This window comes from Novosphingobium sp. BAM6 (assembly GCF_057784955.1).
Genome location: NZ_JBYNTR010000005.1, coordinates 74,581 through 93,178, shown reverse-complemented (window position 1 = coordinate 93,178; position 18,598 = coordinate 74,581). Strand labels below are relative to the sequence as shown.

Annotated in this window: 18 protein-coding genes; 8 read left to right on the top strand and 10 right to left on the bottom strand. The window is 65.8% G+C overall.

What is annotated here, in order from left to right; all coding sequences use genetic code 11:
• Position 1 precedes the first annotated feature (1 nt).
• Both AC3EC3_RS14590 and AC3EC3_RS14585 read left to right on the top strand, forming a co-directional pair.
• The gene (locus AC3EC3_RS14590; protein ID WP_488490328.1) at positions 2-2,944 is read left to right on the top strand and encodes a M16 family metallopeptidase; all 2,943 of its coding nucleotides are present in this window, start codon (positions 2-4) and stop codon (positions 2,942-2,944) included.
• On the top strand, positions 2,944-3,246 hold the full coding sequence (locus tag AC3EC3_RS14585) for a hypothetical protein (protein WP_488490327.1): 303 nt from the start codon (positions 2,944-2,946) through the stop codon (positions 3,244-3,246). The genes AC3EC3_RS14590 and AC3EC3_RS14585 overlap by 1 nt, the downstream gene beginning before the upstream one ends.
• Before the next feature lie 81 nt (positions 3,247-3,327).
• On the opposite strand, the gene gatB is transcribed toward AC3EC3_RS14585, so the two are convergent.
• From gatB to rpsU, 6 genes are all read right to left on the bottom strand, one after another.
• On the bottom strand, positions 3,328-4,824 hold the full coding sequence (gatB, locus tag AC3EC3_RS14580; protein ID WP_488490326.1) for an Asp-tRNA(Asn)/Glu-tRNA(Gln) amidotransferase subunit GatB: 1,497 nt from the start codon (positions 4,822-4,824) through the stop codon (positions 3,328-3,330).
• 1 nt (position 4,825) lies between these two features.
• Positions 4,826-6,313: an Asp-tRNA(Asn)/Glu-tRNA(Gln) amidotransferase subunit GatA gene (gene gatA / locus AC3EC3_RS14575; protein ID WP_488490325.1), complete on the bottom strand. Its 1,488-nt coding sequence runs from the start codon at positions 6,311-6,313 to the stop codon at positions 4,826-4,828.
• A 93-nt stretch (positions 6,314-6,406) separates the two neighbouring features.
• Positions 6,407-6,709 carry an Asp-tRNA(Asn)/Glu-tRNA(Gln) amidotransferase subunit GatC gene (gatC, locus tag AC3EC3_RS14570; protein ID WP_260928633.1) on the bottom strand — a complete coding sequence of 101 codons (303 nt, stop codon included), beginning with the start codon at positions 6,707-6,709 and terminating at the stop codon, positions 6,407-6,409.
• Between the two features lie 149 nt (positions 6,710-6,858).
• Positions 6,859-7,479, bottom strand: coding sequence for an FKBP-type peptidyl-prolyl cis-trans isomerase (locus AC3EC3_RS14565; RefSeq protein WP_488490324.1), 621 nt, complete (start codon positions 7,477-7,479; stop codon positions 6,859-6,861).
• Between the two features lie 17 nt (positions 7,480-7,496).
• A complete protein-coding gene (locus AC3EC3_RS14560; RefSeq protein WP_488490323.1) occupies positions 7,497-8,057 on the bottom strand; it encodes an FKBP-type peptidyl-prolyl cis-trans isomerase in 561 nt (186 codons plus the stop codon).
• Positions 8,058-8,283: 226 nt separating this feature from the next.
• Positions 8,284-8,490, bottom strand: coding sequence for a 30S ribosomal protein S21 (rpsU, locus tag AC3EC3_RS14555; protein ID WP_054440590.1), 207 nt, complete (start codon positions 8,488-8,490; stop codon positions 8,284-8,286).
• 303 nt (positions 8,491-8,793) lie between these two features.
• On the opposite strand from rpsU, the gene crcB reads away from it, so the two are divergent.
• Genes crcB through AC3EC3_RS14530 form a run of 5 tightly spaced genes read left to right on the top strand, consistent with a single transcriptional unit; the run spans position 8,794 to position 12,097 of the window.
• A complete protein-coding gene (crcB, locus tag AC3EC3_RS14550; RefSeq protein ID WP_488490322.1) occupies positions 8,794-9,198 on the top strand; it encodes a fluoride efflux transporter CrcB in 405 nt (134 codons plus the stop codon).
• Complete coding sequence (locus AC3EC3_RS14545) at positions 9,198-10,532, top strand: RluA family pseudouridine synthase (RefSeq protein WP_488490321.1); 1,335 nt, start codon at positions 9,198-9,200, stop codon at positions 10,530-10,532. Before crcB ends, AC3EC3_RS14545 begins: the two co-directional genes overlap by 1 nt.
• 1 nt (position 10,533) lies before the next feature.
• Positions 10,534-11,184, top strand: a complete 651-nt coding sequence (locus AC3EC3_RS14540) for an HAD-IA family hydrolase (RefSeq protein ID WP_488490320.1) — start codon at positions 10,534-10,536, stop codon at positions 11,182-11,184.
• Positions 11,181-11,405 carry a hypothetical protein gene (locus AC3EC3_RS14535; RefSeq protein ID WP_488490319.1) on the top strand — a complete coding sequence of 75 codons (225 nt, stop codon included), beginning with the start codon at positions 11,181-11,183 and terminating at the stop codon, positions 11,403-11,405. The genes AC3EC3_RS14540 and AC3EC3_RS14535 overlap by 4 nt, the downstream gene beginning before the upstream one ends.
• Positions 11,402-12,097 carry an ATP12 family chaperone protein gene (locus AC3EC3_RS14530; RefSeq protein WP_488490318.1) on the top strand — a complete coding sequence of 232 codons (696 nt, stop codon included), beginning with the start codon at positions 11,402-11,404 and terminating at the stop codon, positions 12,095-12,097. Before AC3EC3_RS14535 ends, AC3EC3_RS14530 begins: the two co-directional genes overlap by 4 nt.
• A 33-nt stretch (positions 12,098-12,130) precedes the next feature.
• Here AC3EC3_RS14530 and AC3EC3_RS14525 read toward each other — a convergent pair whose 3' ends face one another.
• Genes AC3EC3_RS14525 through AC3EC3_RS14510 form a run of 4 tightly spaced genes read right to left on the bottom strand, consistent with a single transcriptional unit; the run spans position 12,131 to position 15,743 of the window.
• A complete protein-coding gene (locus tag AC3EC3_RS14525; protein ID WP_488490317.1) occupies positions 12,131-12,754 on the bottom strand; it encodes an ABC-type transport auxiliary lipoprotein family protein in 624 nt (207 codons plus the stop codon).
• A gap of 11 nt (positions 12,755-12,765) precedes the next feature.
• On the bottom strand, positions 12,766-13,704 hold the full coding sequence (locus AC3EC3_RS14520) for an MlaD family protein (protein ID WP_260928652.1): 939 nt from the start codon (positions 13,702-13,704) through the stop codon (positions 12,766-12,768).
• Positions 13,705-13,713: 9 nt separating this feature from the next.
• Positions 13,714-14,628: an ABC transporter ATP-binding protein gene (locus tag AC3EC3_RS14515; RefSeq protein WP_488490316.1), complete on the bottom strand. Its 915-nt coding sequence runs from the start codon at positions 14,626-14,628 to the stop codon at positions 13,714-13,716.
• Complete coding sequence (locus AC3EC3_RS14510; protein WP_488490315.1) at positions 14,625-15,743, bottom strand: ABC transporter permease; 1,119 nt, start codon at positions 15,741-15,743, stop codon at positions 14,625-14,627. The genes AC3EC3_RS14515 and AC3EC3_RS14510 overlap by 4 nt, the downstream gene beginning before the upstream one ends.
• Before the next feature lie 150 nt (positions 15,744-15,893).
• Here AC3EC3_RS14510 and AC3EC3_RS14505 point away from each other — a divergent pair, with 150 nt between their 5' ends.
• The gene (locus tag AC3EC3_RS14505) at positions 15,894-18,539 is read left to right on the top strand and encodes a valine--tRNA ligase (protein WP_488490314.1); all 2,646 of its coding nucleotides are present in this window, start codon (positions 15,894-15,896) and stop codon (positions 18,537-18,539) included.
• Positions 18,540-18,598 lie beyond the last annotated feature (59 nt).

Genomic DNA, 18,598 nt, shown 5'->3' with positions numbered 1-18,598 from the left:
TATGCGACACTCCCCCCTTTCGCGCACGCTCGCGCTGACCGCCGCCCTTGCCCTGCCGCTCGCCGCGCTGTCGATCAGCGCCCCGGCGCTCGCGAAGGCCAGGCCGCCCGCTCCCGACGCGACAGCACCCAGTACGCAGAGCACCGCCCCGGCAGCCAGCCCCGCGCAGCTCGCCGCGCAGATCGATATCCCCTATCAGACCTTCACGCTGCCCAATGGCCTCACCACCATCATCCATACCGACCGCAAGGCGCCCATCGTCGGCGTGACGGTCTACTACCGCGTCGGCTCCAAGAACGAGCCGCGCGGCCACACCGGCTTTGCGCACCTCTACGAGCACCTGTTCTTCGGCGGCTCGGCCAATGTGCCCAACTTCGACATTCCGCTGGAGGCGGCAGGCTCCACCGCCACCAATGGCTCGACCTGGTACGATCGCACCAATTACGTCGAGACCGTGCCGACCGGCGCGCTCGATCTGGCGCTGTTCATGGAAAGCGACCGCATGGGCGACCTGCTCCCGGCGGTGACGCAGGACAAGCTCGACAAGCAGCGCGGCGTTGTCCAGAACGAAAAGCGTCAGGGTGACAACCAGCCCTATGGCCTCGTCCAGTACGCCGAAGCCGAAGGGCTGCTGCCGATCGGCCACCCCTATCGGCATACCACCATCGGCTCGATGGCCGACCTCGATGCCGCAACGCTGACCGACGTGCGCAAGTGGTTCACCGACCACTATGGCCCCAACAACGTGGTCCTTGTACTCTCCGGCGATATCGACGCAGCGACGGCCAGGCCCAAGGTTGAGAAGTGGTTCGGCTGGATTCCGCGCGGCCCCGCAGTGCAACCGGTGAATGCCGGGCCGGTGACACTGGCCGCGCCCAAGTCGCTCGACATCACCGATCAGGTGCCGGTGCTGCGCCTGATGCGCGAATGGACCGGGCCGGGTGTCAACGATCCCGAAACGCCGGCACTTCAGGTGGGCCTCTACATTCTCGGCGGCCTTGGCAGTTCTCGCCTCGACAACGCGCTGGTGCGCGGCTCGCAGCAGGCCGTCAGCGTTACGGCCAGTGACGAGGTGCAGCAGGAGCTGAGCTATCTGCAGGCGCAGATGGACGTGAAGCCCGGCGTCGATCGCGCCGCTGCCGAAGCCGCGCTCGACAAGGTGATCGCCGATTTCATCACCAAGGGGCCGACCGCCGACGAGGTGCAACGCGCCGTCGTCAGCATCATGTCCAGCCAGATCGACGGACTGGAAATGGTCGGCGGCTTCTCCGGCAAGGGCGCCACATTGGCCGAAGGCGAAGTCTATTCAGGGGATCCGGCGAAGTACAAGAAAGACCTCGAAGCGATGGCCGCACTCACCCCCGAGGCGGTGCGTGCAGCGGTGGCCAAGTGGATGGGCCGTCCGGTGTTCAAGCTGGCGATCGTGCCGGGTGAGCGCACGATGAGCGGCGACCAGCTTGGCGGCTGGGGTGACGAAAAGGACCACCCGGCCCCGCCGAAGGACCCGCACGCCAAGGCTCCGCCGCTGCCCGAAGGCCCCAAGCGCACTGCGCCTGCGGTACAGCCGGTCGAAGCGCTCAAGTTCCCCACGCTGGAACGCGCAACGCTGTCCAACGGCATTCCGGTGGTGCTGGCGCGCCGCACCGCGATCCCCAAGGTCGAGATCGCCATCGACTTCGACGCCGGTTACGCTGCCGACGCGCTCGACACGCCGGGCACGCAGGGGCTGATGCTGGGCATGCTCGACGAGGGCACGACCAGCCGCAGCGCCACCCAGATCGCCGAAGAGCAGGAGCGTCTGGGCGCGCAGATCCAGACAGGGGCCTCGCTCGACCAGAGCACCATCGGCCTCAGTGCGCTGACCGCCAACCTCGCCCCCTCGCTGGCGCTGGCCGCCGACGTGCTGCTGCACCCGGCCTTCAAGCCCGAAGACGTGGAGCGCGTGAAGGGGCAGACCGAAGCCAAGCTGGCGCAAGTGCTGTCCTCGCCCAACTACCTTGCCAACCGCACGCTGGCGGCCGAGCTTTTCGGCAAGCATCCCTATGCCCAGCCTTCGGACGGCCTCGGCAATGCAACCTCGCTCGCCGCGCTGACGCCCGCCGACCTCAAGGCCGCGCACGACAAGTGGCTGCGCCCCGATCTCGCGAAGATCACCGTGGTCGGCGATATTACGATGGCGCAGTTGAAGCCCCTGCTCGAACAGGCGTTCGGTGGCTGGAAGGCTCCGGCAGGCGCCAAGCCGGTCAAGCCGATCACCGCCGCCACGCCCGCACCCACCGCGCGGATCGTGCTGATCGACCGCCCGCATTCGCCGCAGTCGGTCATCATGGCCGGGCGCGTGGAGGGCCTTACCGGCCGCACGCAGGGCATGGAGCCGCTGATGCTGGCGAACGACGTGCTCGGCGGCGACTTCCTCTCGCGCCTCAACAGCGACATTCGCGAGGAGAAGGGCTGGAGCTATGGCGTCGCCTCGGGCGTCACCCAGCCGATGGGGCCGCGAGCGCTCACCTTGCGCGCGCCGGTGCAGTCCGACAAGACCGGCGCCTCCATCGCCGCGATGATCGCCGACATGAAGGCATTCCCGGCGACCCAGCCCGTCACCCCGGTCGAACTCCAGCGCGTGACCGATGGCACCATCCGGGGCCTGCCGAACGAGTTCGAGACCAACAGCGACGTCCTGTCGGCCATCCGCAAGGACGAACTGCTCGGCCGCCCGGACGACTACTACGCCAAGCTCCCCGCCACCCTGCGCGCCATTGATGGCAAGGCGATCGGGCAGGCTGCCGCCCAGTGGTTGCAGCCCGGCGGTATGACGTTCGTTATCGTGGGTGACAAATCGGTGGTCGAACCCCAACTCAAGGGTCTTGGCCTGCCGGTCGAAGTCCGCGAGGCTCCCAAGGTCGGCGGCGCCAGCGCCGACGGGGACGATACAGGAGAGAACTGATGGGAATTGCCGGAACCTACGACTTTGCAGTCGCCACCCCGATGGGTGAACAGAAAGGCACGCTGAGCGTGGTTCCGGACGCCACCGGCGCCTCGTTCACCGGCAAGGTCGCGGGCGCGCTCGGCGCGCTCTCGATCACCGGGACGGTCTCGGGCGAGACCCTCGAATGGACGATGAAGACGCCGGTGCCGATCCCGCTGGAGATCGAATGCTCCGCGACGATTTCCGGCGACACGCTTTCGGGCACCGCCAAGGCCGGGTTCATGGGCAGCTATCCGATGACGGGCACGCGCACTGGGTGATTTTTGGCGGCCGACCTAGGCCCCAAGGCCCGCGCTCCTCACCGGAACGCGGGCCTTTTTCATGTCAGTCGCAGACCTCGATCAGCCGAGCTTGGCCTTCAGGATCTCGTTGACCACCTGCGGGTTGGCCTTGCCCTGCATCGCCTTCATCGTCTGACCGACGAAGAAACCGAACAGCGCGACCTTGCCCTCCTTGTACTGGGCAACCTTCTCGCCATTGGCAGCCAGAATCTCGTCCACCTTCGCTTCGATAGCGCCGGTGTCGCTCTCCTGCTTCAGGCCCTCGCGCTCGACGATTGCACCAGCGCCGTCGCCGGTTTCGAGCATGATCTCCAGCACCTGCTTGGCGATCGATCCGGAAATCGTACCCTTGCTGACCAGCGCCAGCAGTTCGGCGCCCTTCACCGGCGTAATCGACGATTCGGTCAGCGAGGTGCCCGACTTGTTGAGCGCGCCGAACAGTTCCGAGATCAGCCAGTTCGCCGCCTGCTTGGCAACGTCCGCCGGGCTCTTGTCCGATGCCGCCGCTGTCTCGGCCAGCAGCACCTCGAACCAGCGCGCGGTATCGACGTCCGCCGTCAGCACCTGCGCGTTGTAGGCCGAAAGGCCCAGCTCACCGGTGTAGCGTGCGCGCTTGGCGTCGGGCAGTTCGGGCAGCGAGTTGCGGCAGTCTTCCAGAAACGCGTCGTCCAGCTCCAGCGGCAGCAGGTCCGGATCGGGGAAGTAGCGATAGTCGTGCGCGTCTTCCTTCGAACGCATCGAGCGCGTGGTGCCGGTGGTCGGATCGAACAGGCGGGTTTCCTGCACGATCTTGCCGCCGCTCTCCAGCACGTCGACCTGACGCGAGGCCTCGTGCTCGATCGTCTGCATGACGAAGCGCACCGAGTTGACGTTCTTGGTTTCGGTGCGCGTGCCGAACGGCTCACCCGCCTTGCGCACCGAGACGTTGACGTCGCAGCGCATCGAGCCCTGATCCATGTTGCCGTCGCACGAGCCGACATAGCGCAGGATCTGGCGCAGCTTGGCGACGTATGCCCCGGCCTCGGCGGGCGAGGTCATGTCCGGACGACTGACGATTTCCATCAGTGCCACGCCCACACGGTTGAGATCGACATAGGACATCGTCGGGTGCTGATCGTGCATCAGCTTGCCCGCATCCTGCTCGACGTGAATACGCTCGATCCCGATGACCTTGTCTTCGGGGATACCGGCCTTCTCGTCCGCCTCGATGGTCAGCGAGCCTTCGCCCACCAGCGGATGGTAGAGCTGGCTGATCTGATAGCCCTGCGGGAGATCCGCATAGAAGTAGTTCTTGCGGTCGAAGCGCGACCACTTGTTGATCTGCGCCTCGATGGCCATGCCGGTGCGCACCGCCTGACGGATGCACTCGCGGTTCGGCACCGGCAACATGCCCGGCATCGCCGCGTCGATCAGCGAGACCTGCGTGTTCGGCTCGGCGCCGAACGCGGTCGCCGCGCTGGAGAACAGCTTGGAGTTCGACGTGACCTGCGCGTGGACTTCGAGGCCGATGACGACCTCCCACTCACCCGTGGCGCCCTGGATACGATAGTTGCTCATATTACCACCACTTCTCCGGCTTGGCCGCGAACTGCGCGCGCGCCTCGATGGCGAGGCCGGCGTTGAGGACACCCTGTTCGTCGAAGGCCTTGCCGATCACCTGCAGGCCGAGCGGCAGGCCCTCGCGGTTGAGGCCTGCTGGCACCGACATGGCGGGCAGACCCGCCAGCGAGGCCGGGACCGCGAACACGTCGTTCAGGTACATCTTGAGCGGATCGTCGACATTCTCGCCAAGGCCGAAGGCGGCGCTGGGCGCGGTCGGGGCGAGGATAACGTCGCAGTGCTCGAACGCCTTGGCGAAGTCCTGCGCGATCAGCGTGCGGACCTTCTGCGCCTGCGTGTAATACGCATCGTAGAAGCCCGCCGAGAGCACATAGGTGCCAATCAGGATGCGGCGCTTGACCTCGGGGCCGAACCCGGCGGCGCGGGTGGCGGCGTACATGTCCTGAAGGTTAGCCCCTTCGGGCAGGTCGCGCAGGCCGTAACGCACGCCGTCATAGCGCGCGAGGTTCGATGAGGCTTCGGCAGGGGCGATGATGTAGTAGGTCGGCAGCGCGTACTTGGTATGCGGCAGCGAGATCTCGACGATCTCGGCCCCTGCATCCTTCAGCCAGGCGATGCCGTCGTCCCACGACTTGGCCACGTCCTCGTCCAGACCCTCGACGCGGTATTCCTTCGGAATACCGACCTTCTTGCCCTTGAGGTCGCCCGAGAGCGCGGCTTCCCAGTCGGGCACCGGCATGTCGAGGCTGGTCGCATCCTTGGGATCGAAACCGGCCATGGCTTCGAGCATGATCGCGCAGTCCTGCACCGAGCGCGCCATCGGTCCCGCCTGATCGAGCGAGGAGGCGAACGCAACGACGCCCCAGCGCGAGCAGCGGCCATAGGTCGGCTTGATGCCGGTGGTGCCGGTGAAGGCGGCGGGCTGGCGGATCGAGCCGCCGGTGTCGGTGCCGGTCGCGGCCGGGCACAGGCGTGCGGCAAGCGCGGCGGACGAACCGCCCGAGGAACCGCCCGGTGCCAGCGGCGCATTGCCGCCGTCATTGCGCTTCCACGGCGAGATCACGTTGCCGAAATAGCTGGTCTCGTTCGACGAACCCATCGCGAACTGGTCAAGGTTGAGCTTGCCCAGCATGCCGCAGCCTGCATTCCACAGCTTCTGCGAGACGGTCGATTCGTACTGTGGCTTGAAGCCTTCCAGCATATGGCTGGCGGCGGTGGTCTGGACGTCGAAGGTCGCGAACAGATCCTTCATGCCGATGGGCACGCCGCCCATCTTGCCCAGAGCCTCGCCCCTGGCGCGCTTGGCGTCGATCGCCTGCGCGGACGCAACAGCGGCTTCGGGGGTGGCGACGATGAAGGCGTTCAGCGCTTCCTGCGCCGCAGCGACATTGGCGTTGAACGCCTCCGCCACTTCGACGGCAGAAAAGTCGCCCTTGGCAACGCCGTCGCGGATGTCGGCTACGCCGAGTTCGGTAAGGTCAGTCATGCTGTGTTCCAGCTCTTGTGCTCCGCGTCCGTAGAGGAACGAGGAAAAATCGTCCGGGTCTTCGATCACGCAATTGCGCCGAATTCGAAGGACTTACTCGATTACCTTGGGCACGCCAAAGAAGCCATGCTCGGGCGCGGGCGCATTGGCGAGCACTGCATCACGGCGACCACCGGCGGTCAGCGGATCGGCATCGATCACGTCGTCGCGCAGGCGCAGCGTGTTGGGGATGACGGCGGTCATCGGCTCGACCGCGCTGGTGTCCACCTCGCCCAGTTGCTCCACCCAGGCCAGAATGCCGTTGAGTTCGGGCACCATCGCGCCCAGTTCGTCCTCACCCAGCTTGATGCGGGCCAGACTGGCGATCTTCGCCACCGTTGCGGTATCGACCGACATGGCTTTGCTTGCTTCCTTCGGATGGTTCTTGCGTCGGATAAATCGAATGGCCCGGCAAGCACGCGACACGTCGCGGCCACCAAGCCTCTTGCCCGCGCTAGCAGGCACCGGGTGCGGCATCAAGCGGGAGCCCCCGCGGATACGCGCGATCAGTGTTGTTGGGGTTGGGCCTGCGTTCCCGTGGCGTCCGGCGTCGCAGTGTCCGACGGCGTATCGGAAGGCGTGGCGTCCTGCCCTGCCTCCTTCTCGCGATCGGCCTCGGCAGCCTGCATCTGCGACATCATCGCCTGAAGCTCGGCCTGCGTCTTGAAGTCGAGCAGCGTGACTTCGAAGGTCAGATCGGTATTCGGCGGGATCGGCCCACCGCCCTCGGCGCCGTAGCCAAGCTCCGAAGGGATCACCATGCGATAGGTGCCGCCGCGCTGCATCTGCACGAGCCCTTGCGCGAAGCCGGGAACGACCTCCGCCAGCGGCATCACCGCGTTCTCGTTCTGGTCGAACACGGTGCCGTCGGGCAGCATGCCCTTGTAGTTCACCAGCACGTAGTCGTCGGCGGCAGGCTTGGCGCCTTCCCCCGGCGTCAGCACCGTGACCGTCACGGCACGCGCAGGCTTTGCCGGAGCCGGGGGCGCTGCGGGAGCCGCTGCTGCCGCAGGTGCGGCTTTCGCCACGGGTGCTGTCTTCGCCGCAGGCGCAGCGAGAACAGGCGCTGCCACGAAGGCAGCACCGGCAAGAAGAGCCGCACCGAGGCCGCGCGCGATCGTCGTCAACGAAAGGCCCGCCGCGATCAGGGCTGGGTCGCCGGCGCGGCGCCTGCCGCGTCGGGAGCACCGACCGGAGCACCGGCAGCAGCACCGCCTGCTGCGCCACCCTGCATCTGCATCTGCATTTGCTGCATCTGCTGGATCTGCTGGATTTCGGCGCGGGTCTTGTAATCGATCAGGTCGATATCGAAGGTGAGGTCAGTGTTCGCCGGGATCTTGCCGACGGCCTTGTCGCCATAGGCCAGCGACGAGGGTATCTTCACCTCGTACTTGCCGCCGCGCTGCATCTGCACCAGCGCCTTGGCGAAGCCGGGGATCACGCCGTTCAGTTCCATCGGCACCTGGTTGGCCTGATCGAACACCTGACCGTCGGGCAGCATGCCCTTGTAGTTGATCAGCACGACATCATCGACCGTCGGCGAATCGCCAGCACCAGCCTTGAGCGTGGAAACCTTCACCGAAGCCGGAACGGTGGCGTAGGCGATTCCCGCCGCAGCAATCGCGAGGACGACGACGCCGCCCCAGATCTTGCCCAGCGAGCCCTTGGCGACAGGCTGGAGCGGAACGCGGGTGATCTCGGTCATGGTCAGGGGCCTCGTTGGGATATCGCGTTGATAATGTCGCGGTTGTTATGTCTGCGCCGACCGGCTGCATGCCCCGAGGACCGGAGCGCACAAATGCAAGAAGGCGCGGATGGTTCGTCCGCGCCCTCATGGCTCAAGCAGGTCCGGCGTTCAAGCGTGAACGCCGTATGGCCTGTCGTTTCCCCGCTCTAAAAATGCATCCGCAGATGCAGCGGGGAACAACGACTTACTTGACGCCGTCGCGCTCCATGCGCTTGCGCTCCAGCTTGCGGGCGCGACGAACGGCAGCAGCCTTTTCGCGAGCGCGCTTTTCCGAGGGCTTCTCGAAGTGACGACGCAGCTTCATTTCGCGATAGACGCCTTCGCGCTGCAGCTTCTTCTTGAGCGCACGAAGGGCCTGGTCAACGTTGTTGTCGCGAACGAGAATCTGCATAAACTGACACACCTCACTGGTAGGGCCCAAACTCCGCATGCCGACGCGGCGGACCCTGAAAATGAAAACCGATACCGTGCCCGATTCCCTTACAGGATGGCACGAAGTTGGGCGCCGCTAGCACTGCATGGCGACAAAGGCAAGCAATCTTGCCGGGAGAACCGCTTAAATACGCCCGGCAAGGCCCTGCTTCAACCCTCGCACACCACGGAATTACCCGCGATGAACCCGAATCGACGCTCGCGCCATATAGATCGCCTGCACACGATTGGAAATCCGCCGATTCCCGGCTAAGGGCCAACGATGCCCATTCCCAATTTCCTTAGCGCATCGCTGCTAGTGGCAGCCGGTGGCGCGCTCGGCTCGTGGCTGCGCTATGTCGTCGGCCTTGGCTGGAGCGCCCTGCTCGGCCCTGTTCGTGCCGCGACATTCCCGGCTTCGACCCTGACCGTCAACGTGCTTGGCTCGCTCGTCATGGGCGTAATCGTGGGGCTATTCGCGCGTCAGGGAACCCACAGCGAATCGGCACGCCTGTTCCTGATGGTCGGCGTGATGGGCGGTTTCACCACTTTCTCCTCGTTCTCTCTCGACGTGATCTCGCTGGCCCAACGCGGCCAACCGGGCCTTGGCATGTTCTATGCCGGGCTTTCGGTACTGACCGGGATCGTCGCGCTGGTAGCGGGACTTTCTGTTGCGAGAGCGATCTGATGACGTACGATCCCCATACTCCCTCCTCCGATAGCGACAGCGTTCGCCAGTTCACCGTCGGCCATGACGACGATGGCGTGCGGCTCGACCGCTGGTTCAAGCGCCACCTGCCGCAGGTCGGCTTCGCCACCGTCTCGCGCTGGGCGCGCACCGGACAGATTCGTGTCGACGGCAAGCGCGCCGATGTCGACACCCGACTGACCCCGGGGCAAGTGCTGCGCGTGCCGCCGGGTGGTGATCCGCGCACCAATGCCAGCGGTGAACGCGTGCGCCGCGAACTGACCGAGGCCGAGCTGGAACTCGCCGATTCGATGGTCATCACGCAGGACCGCGCCGCGATCGTGCTCAACAAGCCGCCGGGCCTTGCAACGCAAGGCGGCAGCGGCACGCACCAGCATGTCGACGGCCTGCTCGATGCCTATGCCGACCGTGGACCGCGCCCGCGTCTGGTCCACCGTCTCGACAAGGATACCTCGGGCGTCCTGCTGATCGCCCGCACGCCGGGCAGCGCCTCGTTCTTCTCGAAGCGCTTTTCGGGGCGCACCGCCAAGAAGATCTACTGGGCGCTTGTGATCGGCGTGCCCTCGATCTCGGACGGGATGATCGAACTGCCGCTCGCCAAGCAGCCGGGTACCGGCGGCGAGAAGATGCATGTCGACGAGGAAGGCGGCCAGTCGGCGCGTACACGCTATCGCGTGATCGACCGCGCGGGCAACCGCGCCGCCTGGGTCGAGCTGCACCCGCTGACCGGACGCACGCACCAGTTGCGCGTCCACATGGCCGCGATCGGCCACCCGATCGTGGGTGACGGCAAGTACGGCGGACAGGATGCGTTCCTGTCGGGCACGATCAGCCGCAAGATGCACCTGCACGCCCGTCGCCTGATTATCGATCACCCGGACGGCACGCCGCTGGACGTCACCGCCGAGTTGCCCGAACACTTCGCCACCTCGCTCGCCGCACTCGGCTTCGAGGAAAGCGAGGCGCCCGATCTGCCCGAAGGTCCGGCCGAATTCACCAAGGAAGACCAGAAGCGCGCCGCCAAGCAGCACGCCAAGGAATACCGCAAGGAACGTCGCGGCGAGCGTCGCAAGCGTATCGATGGCCAGTCGGGCCAAAGCCGCCCCTCGCGTCCCGGCAGCAAGCCTGCCGGGAAACCGGGCGGCAAGCCCGGCACCAAGAGCGCCCCTCGCGGTACAGGTAAGCCTGCAGGCAAGCCCGGCGCCCGTTCGGGTGCGAGCCGTCCGGCCAGCGGCGGACGCCCCTCAGGCGGCGGTCGTCCGGCAGGCGGCAAGCCCTCGGGCCGTCCATCGGCACCGCGCGGAAAGCGTTGAGATGAAGCTGGCGGTCTTCGACTGCGACGGCACGCTTGTCGACGGGCAGGCCCCGATCTGCGAGGCGATGGAAGGTGCCTTCGCGCAGTTCGGCCTGTCCGCGCCCGACCGTAATCGCATTCGCCGCGCGGTCGGCCTCTCGCTGCCGCAGGCGATGCGGCAGCTGCTGCCAGACGAAACTGCCGAGATCCATCACGGCCTCGCCGATGCCTACAAGCAGCTGTTCCGGCAGGCGCGCACCGAAGGGCGCGTCTCGCAGCCGCTGTTTCCGGGCATTGCCGACCTGCTGCATGCGCTGGTCGATGCCGGGTGGACGCTCGGCGTCGCGACCGGCATGTCCGACCGTGGGCTCACGCACTGTCTGGTCGAGAACGGCGTCGCGGGCCTGTTCCACACACTCCAGACCGCCGACCGGCATCCCTCCAAGCCCCATCCGGCCATGCTGGAGGCCGCCCTGTTCGAGGCGGGAGCACAGCCCGAAGAGACCGTGATGCTGGGCGATACCGTGTACGACATGCATATGGCGGTGAACGCCGGTGCCCGCGCCGTGGGCGTCGACTGGGGCTATCACCAGCCGCAGGAACTGGCCGAGGCCGGCGCCGAATGGGTCGCCCACAGCCCCGAGGCGCTGCGCGCGCATCTGCTGGGATGAATCCGAAAGACCCGGCAAAGGCGCGATTTTTCGCCCTTCAGGCCTTGCGTCTGGGCGGCGTGGCGCTGGTCATCCTCGGCCTGCTGCTCACTGAAGGCCGTCTCGGCGCGGTGGCGGGTGACTCCGCGCGATACGGCGGCTATGCGCTGCTCCTTCTCGGGCTGGTGGCGATCTTCGTCCTGCCTGCCCTGCTGATCCGTCGCTGGAAGTCCCCCGAATGAAGCGTTTCTACACCGCCGCCGCCATCGAACAGATTTCCGAAGGCTGGCGCATCGTGCTCGACGGGCGACCGATCCGCACTGCCGGCGGTCGCGCACAGGTGGTGCCGAGCGCGGCGCTGGCCGAGGCGCTGGCCGCCGAATGGAATGCGCAAGGCGAGACGATCGATCCGGCCTCGTTCCGGCTGCGCGATCTCGCCGACTTCGCGCTCGATGTCGTCGCCGACGACCGCGCCGCGCTCGCCCAAGGTCTGCTGCCTTACGCCGAAACCGATACGCTGTGTTATCGCGCCGATCCCGAGGATGCCCTCTACGCGCACCAGCAGGCGGTGTGGGAGCCCTTGCTCGCCCGGATCGAGGCGGACCTTGGCGTTCGCTACACGCGCATTTCGGGGATCATCCACCGCCCGCAGCCCGAGCAAACCCTCGCAACCCTGCGCGCGAAAATCGAGAGCGAAGATGCCTTCACCCTCGCCGCGCTGAACATGCTGGCCAGCCTTGCCGCCTCGCTGTCGATAGCCCTGGCTGCGATCACGCCGGATGCCGAGGCTGAAAGCCTGTGGAACGCGGCCAATCTGGAAGAGGACTGGCAGGTCGAGCTGTGGGGTGAGGATCACGAGGCAACGCAGCGCCGCGCGATCCGCTTCGAGGCGTTCAAGCTGGCGATGGACTTCGCCCGCCTCTCGCGAAACTGACGGCTATGCGCGGCGGGGGATTACCCCGCCCGCTCACCCTTGAGTCTTCATCCAGTCGGCGACCTGTTGGGCGACCTGATTGGCCGCCGTGTTGAGCGCCGGGCCGACGGCAGCGGCCTTGGCCTCGACATTGGGCACGCTCGCCTCGAAACGGCGGGTCACGACCTTGGCGCCGGGCTGGTTGAGGATCGCATCAAACCGCACCACCACGGTGTGCGTCGCGGCGACATAGCCCATATCGAGCAGGCGACCGCTGAGCACGGTCTGGCCCGGCTCCTCGAAATCGCTGTCGACCACCACCAGCTTGCCGGAATTGGCTCGGATGGTTTCGGCCAGCAGATCGCGGAACTCGCGCGTCGGCTTCTCCATCCAGCTCGCATTTTTGAGATAGGCGATGCTGGAATTGTCGACACGTACCGGCACGCGCATAACATCGAGGCTGCGGTCGGCATCGGGCTCGGTGATGACAAGCGCGTCCTTGAGCGAGGCTGAGGCCAGATCGCCGCTGGGAGCGCTATGCGCGGGCGTCAGCGAGAGCAACTGGTTGGGCACCTTGGGCGCCAGCGAGATGCAGCCCGACAGCGCCGCGCAGGCCGCGCCCGCCAGCAACAGTCCCTGCGTCAGGCGAGCCATGCGGCTAAGGGAAATGGCGTTCATCGCTCTGGTCCTCATGGCTTGTAGTCGGGCAGCTTCTGCCCCTTGAACAGCGCGCCCGCGCCCTGCTCATCGATCTTTTCGGTGACGGAACGCAGCGCCTTGCTGGTCGCGCGAAGATCGCGGATCGCGGCGTTGGCGGCCGGAAGCGTCTGGTCGGAAACTTCCTTGAACGCGGGCTGCGCGGTTTGCAGCGTAACATTCAGCTGGTCCATCGAGGCCTGCGCCGAGGCCAGTGTCTTGCGCAGCTGATCGGCCAGCGAGTTGCCCTTGCTGCCCAGCAGATCGTCGGCCTTGCCTGCCACGCCTTGGAACGCGGCCAACGTCTGCGTCGCCTGATTGAGCGTGCCCTGCAATTCCACCAGCGTCTTCTGGACCTGCGGCGAGGCATCAGCCAGCTGCTTGGTCATGACATTGGTATTCTGCAGGATGCCGCCGATCGCCTTGCGGTTATCGGCAGAGAGCAGCTGGTTGAGGTTCTCGGTCAGCGTGGCGAGGCGCTCCATCAGCAACGGCGCATTGGCCAGCACTTCGCTGAAGGCGCCCGGCGTCGTCGGGATCACCGGCACGCCGTCCGGTCCCGGCTCGGTAATCGGGGCCGCGCCCTTCACCGCGCCTTCCAGCTGGATATCCGAAACGCCGGTGAAGCTCGACTGGATCGTCGCGGTGGTGCCGATGGTGATCGGCACGTTCTCTTCCACCTTGATGCGCACGCGGATGAAGCTGGGGTCCTTGGGCCACAGCTCGATCTGCTTCACCTGCCCGACCGGCACGCCCGAATAGGCAACTTCCGATCCCTTCGCGAGGCCGTCAACCGACTGCTTGAAGAAGATGTCGTACTGCTTCTGCTCGTGCTGGTTAAGCCGCGCGATCCACAGGACGAAGACCGCCAGCGCCGCCACCAGCACCAGCGTGACCGCGCCGACCCACAGATTGTTGGACCGAGTTTCCATGCCGTGTTCCTAGGTTTCCTGCGCTGTAGGTGTGGTGTCGTCGAACGAAAGCGAGGTATCCGGCTCGTCCGTGCCTTCGGCCTCGTTGTGGAGTTCGGTCGCCTGCGCCGCGCGTCCGCGCGGCCCCTTGAAGTATTCCTCGATCCACGGATGGTCGAGCGCCAGCAGTTCCGGGATCGTGCCGACCGCGATCACCTTCTTTTCGGCCAGCACCGCCACCCGGTCGCAGATCGCATAGAGCGTATCGAGATCGTGGGTGATGAGGAAGACGGTGAGGCCCAGCGTTTCCTTCAGCTCCTTGATGAGACTGTCGAACGCAGCGGCGCCGATCGGATCGAGACCGGCGGTAGGCTCGTCGAGGAACAGCAGCTCGGGGTCGAGCGCCAGCGCGCGGGCGAGCCCCGCACGCTTCTTCATGCCGCCCGAAAGCTCGCTCGGGTACTTGAACGAGGCCTCGTCCGGCAGGCCGGAGAGGCGCACCTTGAAGCGGGCGACCTCCTCCAGCAGCTGGTCCGAAAGCTCGGGATAGAACTGCTTGAGCGGCACCTGCACGTTCTCGCCCACGGTCAGCGTCGAGAACAGCGCGCCGCCCTGGAACAAAACGCCCCAGCGCGAGCGGATATCGAGGTCTTCCTCCTCGTTCGCGCCGGTCATCGAATGGCCCAGCACGGTGATCTCGCCGTGGCTGGGATGCTGCAGCCCGATGATCGAGCGCATCAGCACCGACTTGCCGGTGCCCGATCCGCCGACAACGCCCAGAATCTCGCCCTTGCGCACCTTGAACGAAAGGTCGTCATGCACGAGATGGCTGCCGAAGGCATTGGTCAGCCCTTCGACGACGATGGGATATTCCCCGTAGTCCTCGGAGTGCGCCGTATCGACCGCCTCGGCTTCGGCCACCTCGGTTTCCGAATACGCGCTCATTTCCAGCCGATCTTGGTGAAGAACACCGCGAAGAACGCATCGAGCACGATCACCGTGAAGATCGCGGTGACGACCGCCTGCGTAGTGCGCGCGCCGACTTCCTCGGCGTTGGTGTCCACCTGCATGCCCTGATAGCAGCCCGCCAGCGCGATGATCAACGCGAAGAACGGCGCCTTGATCAGGCTGATCCACACGTCGCTGATCGGCACCACTTCCTGCGTGCGCTGGAGGAAGGTGAGGAAGGGAATGTCGAGCGCGAAGTTCGAGATGAAGGCGCCGCCGATGATCGCCAGCACCGAGGAATAGAAGCCCAGCAGCGGCATCATGATCATCGCCGCCAGCACGCGCGGCACGACCAGCGATTCCATCGGATCAACGCCGATGGTGCGCATCGCGTCGACCTCCTCGGTCAGCTTCATCGTGCCGATCTGCGCCGCGAAGGCCGAGCCCGAGCGGCCCGCGACCATGATCGCGGTCATCAGCACGCCCAATTCGCGCAGCGAGAGACGGCCGGTCAGGTTGATGGTGTAGATCTCAGCACCGAACTGCTGCAGCTGCACCGCGCCCTGCTGGGCGATGACGATGCCGATCAGAAAGCTCATCAACCCCACGATCCACAGCGAGTTCACGCCCACATGCTGCATGTGGTGGACCAGCGCCGTCCCGCGAAGGCGCGAGGGGCGGCGGATCGTGCGACCGAATGCACTGACCAGCGCGCCGAAGAACGCCACCGAGCGCAGGAAACCATGGCCCCAGTTGATCACCAGTTCGCCCAGTTCAGCCACACTGCGGGTGATGATGTTCGAGCGCGGAAGCGGCTCTGCCTTTTCGGTGTGATCCTCGATCCGGCCGATGGCCGTGAACAGGCGCTTGGCCATGTCGCTTTCGCCGACGATCTCCAGCCCGTGCTCGCGCGCATGGCTCATCACGATCCAGGCGCCACTGGTGTCGATGTCAGTGACGCCCGACATGTCGATTCGGGTAAACTGCCCGCGTCGCTGGGAAATCCTGCGATCGAGATCGCCCAACGCGTGGACGCGTAGAGACCCCTTGAGCGCCAGCGTGGTGGCACCATCGTCGTTTTCCGACAGAGAGAAGTCAGCCCAGTCCCGCATGTACGCTCGTATTGGGCGAAAATGCGTGCACCGGCAAGAGGTTCCCGGCCGTCGACGAAATGCTGCGCAAATTACACAAGCCCGTTGCCGTCAGCCTCAGCGCCGCTTCGCGCTTGCACGCATGCGTCCGCGCTGGCATGGCCCCGCGCCATGACCGACAACTCTGGTGAAATGCTCGACAAGACCTTCGATCCGGCGGGGATCGAGACCCGCTGGTACGCCCATTGGGAAGCGAACGGCCTGTTCCGGCCCGAGCGCCCCGATGCCGCGCCCTTCACCATCGTCAATCCGCCGCCGAACGTCACCGGCTCGCTCCACATCGGCCACGCGCTCGACAATACCCTCCAGGACATCGTGATCCGTCACGAGCGCCTGAAGGGCAAGGATGCGCTGTGGGTGGTCGGCACCGATCATGCGGGCATCGCCACGCAGATGGTCGTCGAGCGCCAGATGGAAGCCGCCGGCGACAAGCGCACGAACTATTCGCGCGAAGGCTTCATCGACAAGGTGTGGGACTGGAAGCGCGAGAGCGGCGGCACCATCACCGGCCAGTTGCGTCGCCTCGGCTGCTCGATGGACTGGTCGCGCGAGCAGTTCACCATGGACCCGCACTTCACCAGGGCGGTGGTCAAGGTCTTCGTCGACCTGCACAAGCAGGGCCTCATCTATCGCGACAAGCGGCTGGTGAACTGGGACCCGAAGCTGAAGACCGCTATTTCCGACCTTGAGGTCGAAACGCGCGAGATCAACGGTTCGTTCTGGCACCTAAAGTACCCGCTCTCGGACGGCTCGGGCTATATTCACGTCGCCACCACCCGTCCCGAGACGATGCTGGCGGACATGGCCGTCGCCGTGAATCCGGAAGACGAACGCTACAAAGATCTCGTCGCGCGCGGCGCCACCGTGACGCTGCCGATCACCGGACGCGAGATTCCCATCGTCGCCGACGAGCACGCCGATCCGGAACTGGGCTCGGGCGCGGTGAAGATCACGCCGGGGCATGACTTCAACGACTTCGAGGTCGGCCGCCGCGCCGGGATCGAGGCGCGCGACATGCTCAACATGCTCGATGCCGAAGCGAAGGTCTGCCAGACCGCCGACGGCCTCGTGCCGTCCGAGTTCATCGGCATGGACCGCTTCGAGGCCCGCAAGCTGGTGGTCGAGATGCTCGACGCCGATGGCCTGCTCGAAAAGGTTGAGGACCGCGTGATCCAGACACCTTACGGCGATCGCGGCGGCGTGGTGATCGAGCCCTGGCTGACCGACCAGTGGTACGTCGATGCGGCAACGCTCGCCGGGCCGCCGATGGAAGCGGTGCGCTCGGGCGCGATCGAGATCGTCCCCAAGTCGTGGGAGAAGACCTTCTTCAACTGGATGGAGAACATCCAGCCCTGGTGCGTCTCGCGCCAGCTGTGGTGGGGCCACCGGATTCCGGCGTGGTACTCGGAAGACGGCGAAATTTTTGTCGCCGAGACCGAGGAAGAGGCGCAGGCACTCGCCGGCAACAAGGCGCTCACCCGCGACAACGACGTGCTCGACACCTGGTTCTCCTCGGCGCTGTGGCCTTTCGCCACGCTCGGCTGGCCCGATGAGGATGCGCCGCTGGTCAAGAAGCACTATCCCAACGACCTGCTTGTCTCGGGCTTCGACATCCTGTTCTTCTGGGATGCGCGCATGGCCATGCAGGGCATCCACTTCATGAAGGAAGTACCGTGGAAGCGGCTCTATCTGCATGGACTGGTGCGCGCGGCAGACGGCGCCAAGATGTCGAAGTCGAAGGGCAACGTCGTCGATCCGCTCGGCCTCATCGACCAGTACGGCGCCGATGCGCTGCGCTTCTTCATGGCCGCCATGGAAAGCCAGGGCCGCGACGTGAAGATGGACGAGAAGCGCGTCGAGGGATACCGCAACTTCGCCACCAAGCTGTGGAACGCCGCGCGCTTCTGCCAGTCGAACGGCATCACCGCCAGCACCTCGGTCAAAGCACCGGCGGCGACCACGGCGGTCAACCGCTGGATCATCGGCGAAGTGGTCGAAACCGTCACCGCACTCGACAAGGCGATGGCCGACCTGCGCTTCGATGCCGCTGCCAACGCGATCTATCACTTCGTGTGGAACCAGTTCTGCGACTGGTACATCGAACTGATCAAGGGTTCGTTCGACGACGAGACCAAGGCCGTCGCCGGCTGGGTGCTCGACCAGATCCTCGTCATGCTGCACCCGTTCATGCCCTTCGTCACCGAAGAGCTGTGGAGCAAGATGGGCACGCGCGAAGGCGAACTGATCGTCGCCCAGTGGCCCGCCCCGGAGGCTGAGGTCGATGCTACCGCCAAGGCCGAGGTCGAATGGCTGATCGCGCTCGTCGGCAACCTGCGCGGCGCGAAGGCGGAGCTGGGTATTGCTCCCGGCGCGCGCCTCACCGCCTATCTCGGCAATCCTTCAGAGGCGACCCGCGCGATCATCGAGCGCAACGGTAGCGCCATCGACCGCCTCGCCCGTCTGGAAGCGATCCGCTTCGAGGCCGCGCCCGCTGGCCCGGCCATGCAGATCGGCGCGGGCGACGCGACGCTCGTTCTCCCGCTCGAAGGCGTGATCGACATCGCGGCGGAGAAGGCCCGTCTGGAGAAGGCGCTCGCCGCTTCGCAGAAGGAAGCCAAGTCGCTCGAAGGCCGCCTGTCGAACCCCAAGTTCGTCGAGAAGGCCAAGCCCGAGGCGATCGAAAAGGCCCGCGCCGACCACGCACACCACGCCGCCGAGGCCGAGCGCCTCGCCGCCGCCCTCGCTCGTCTGGGCTGAGGATAGACCGATACGCAAAAAGGGCGGCCTTTCCAGTTGGAAGGGCCGCCCTTTTTGAT

Excerpts from the sequence above, each read along its gene's own strand:
- gatA (WP_488490325.1), bottom strand. The coding sequence starts at position 6,313 with ATGACTGACCTTACCGAACTCGGCGTAGCCGACATCCGCGACGGCGTT.
- AC3EC3_RS14530 (WP_488490318.1), top strand. The coding sequence starts at position 11,402 with ATGAAGCGTTTCTACACCGCCGCCGCCATCGAACAGATTTCCGAAGGC.
- AC3EC3_RS14585 (WP_488490327.1), top strand. The coding sequence starts at position 2,944 with ATGGGAATTGCCGGAACCTACGACTTTGCAGTCGCCACCCCGATGGGT.
- rpsU (WP_054440590.1), bottom strand. The coding sequence starts at position 8,490 with ATGCAGATTCTCGTTCGCGACAACAACGTTGACCAGGCCCTTCGTGCG.
- AC3EC3_RS14510 (WP_488490315.1), bottom strand. The coding sequence starts at position 15,743 with ATGCGGGACTGGGCTGACTTCTCTCTGTCGGAAAACGACGATGGTGCC.
- AC3EC3_RS14560 (WP_488490323.1), bottom strand. The coding sequence starts at position 8,057 with ATGACCGAGATCACCCGCGTTCCGCTCCAGCCTGTCGCCAAGGGCTCG.
- AC3EC3_RS14540 (WP_488490320.1), top strand. The coding sequence starts at position 10,534 with ATGAAGCTGGCGGTCTTCGACTGCGACGGCACGCTTGTCGACGGGCAG.
- AC3EC3_RS14505 (WP_488490314.1), top strand. The coding sequence starts at position 15,894 with ATGACCGACAACTCTGGTGAAATGCTCGACAAGACCTTCGATCCGGCG.
- gatC (WP_260928633.1), bottom strand. The coding sequence starts at position 6,709 with ATGTCGGTCGATACCGCAACGGTGGCGAAGATCGCCAGTCTGGCCCGC.
- gatB (WP_488490326.1), bottom strand. The coding sequence starts at position 4,824 with ATGAGCAACTATCGTATCCAGGGCGCCACGGGTGAGTGGGAGGTCGTC.
- AC3EC3_RS14520 (WP_260928652.1), bottom strand. The coding sequence starts at position 13,704 with ATGGAAACTCGGTCCAACAATCTGTGGGTCGGCGCGGTCACGCTGGTG.
- AC3EC3_RS14525 (WP_488490317.1), bottom strand. The coding sequence starts at position 12,754 with ATGAACGCCATTTCCCTTAGCCGCATGGCTCGCCTGACGCAGGGACTG.
- AC3EC3_RS14535 (WP_488490319.1), top strand. The coding sequence starts at position 11,181 with ATGAATCCGAAAGACCCGGCAAAGGCGCGATTTTTCGCCCTTCAGGCC.
- AC3EC3_RS14515 (WP_488490316.1), bottom strand. The coding sequence starts at position 14,628 with ATGAGCGCGTATTCGGAAACCGAGGTGGCCGAAGCCGAGGCGGTCGAT.
- crcB (WP_488490322.1), top strand. The coding sequence starts at position 8,794 with ATGCCCATTCCCAATTTCCTTAGCGCATCGCTGCTAGTGGCAGCCGGT.
- AC3EC3_RS14545 (WP_488490321.1), top strand. The coding sequence starts at position 9,198 with ATGACGTACGATCCCCATACTCCCTCCTCCGATAGCGACAGCGTTCGC.
- AC3EC3_RS14590 (WP_488490328.1), top strand. The coding sequence starts at position 2 with ATGCGACACTCCCCCCTTTCGCGCACGCTCGCGCTGACCGCCGCCCTT.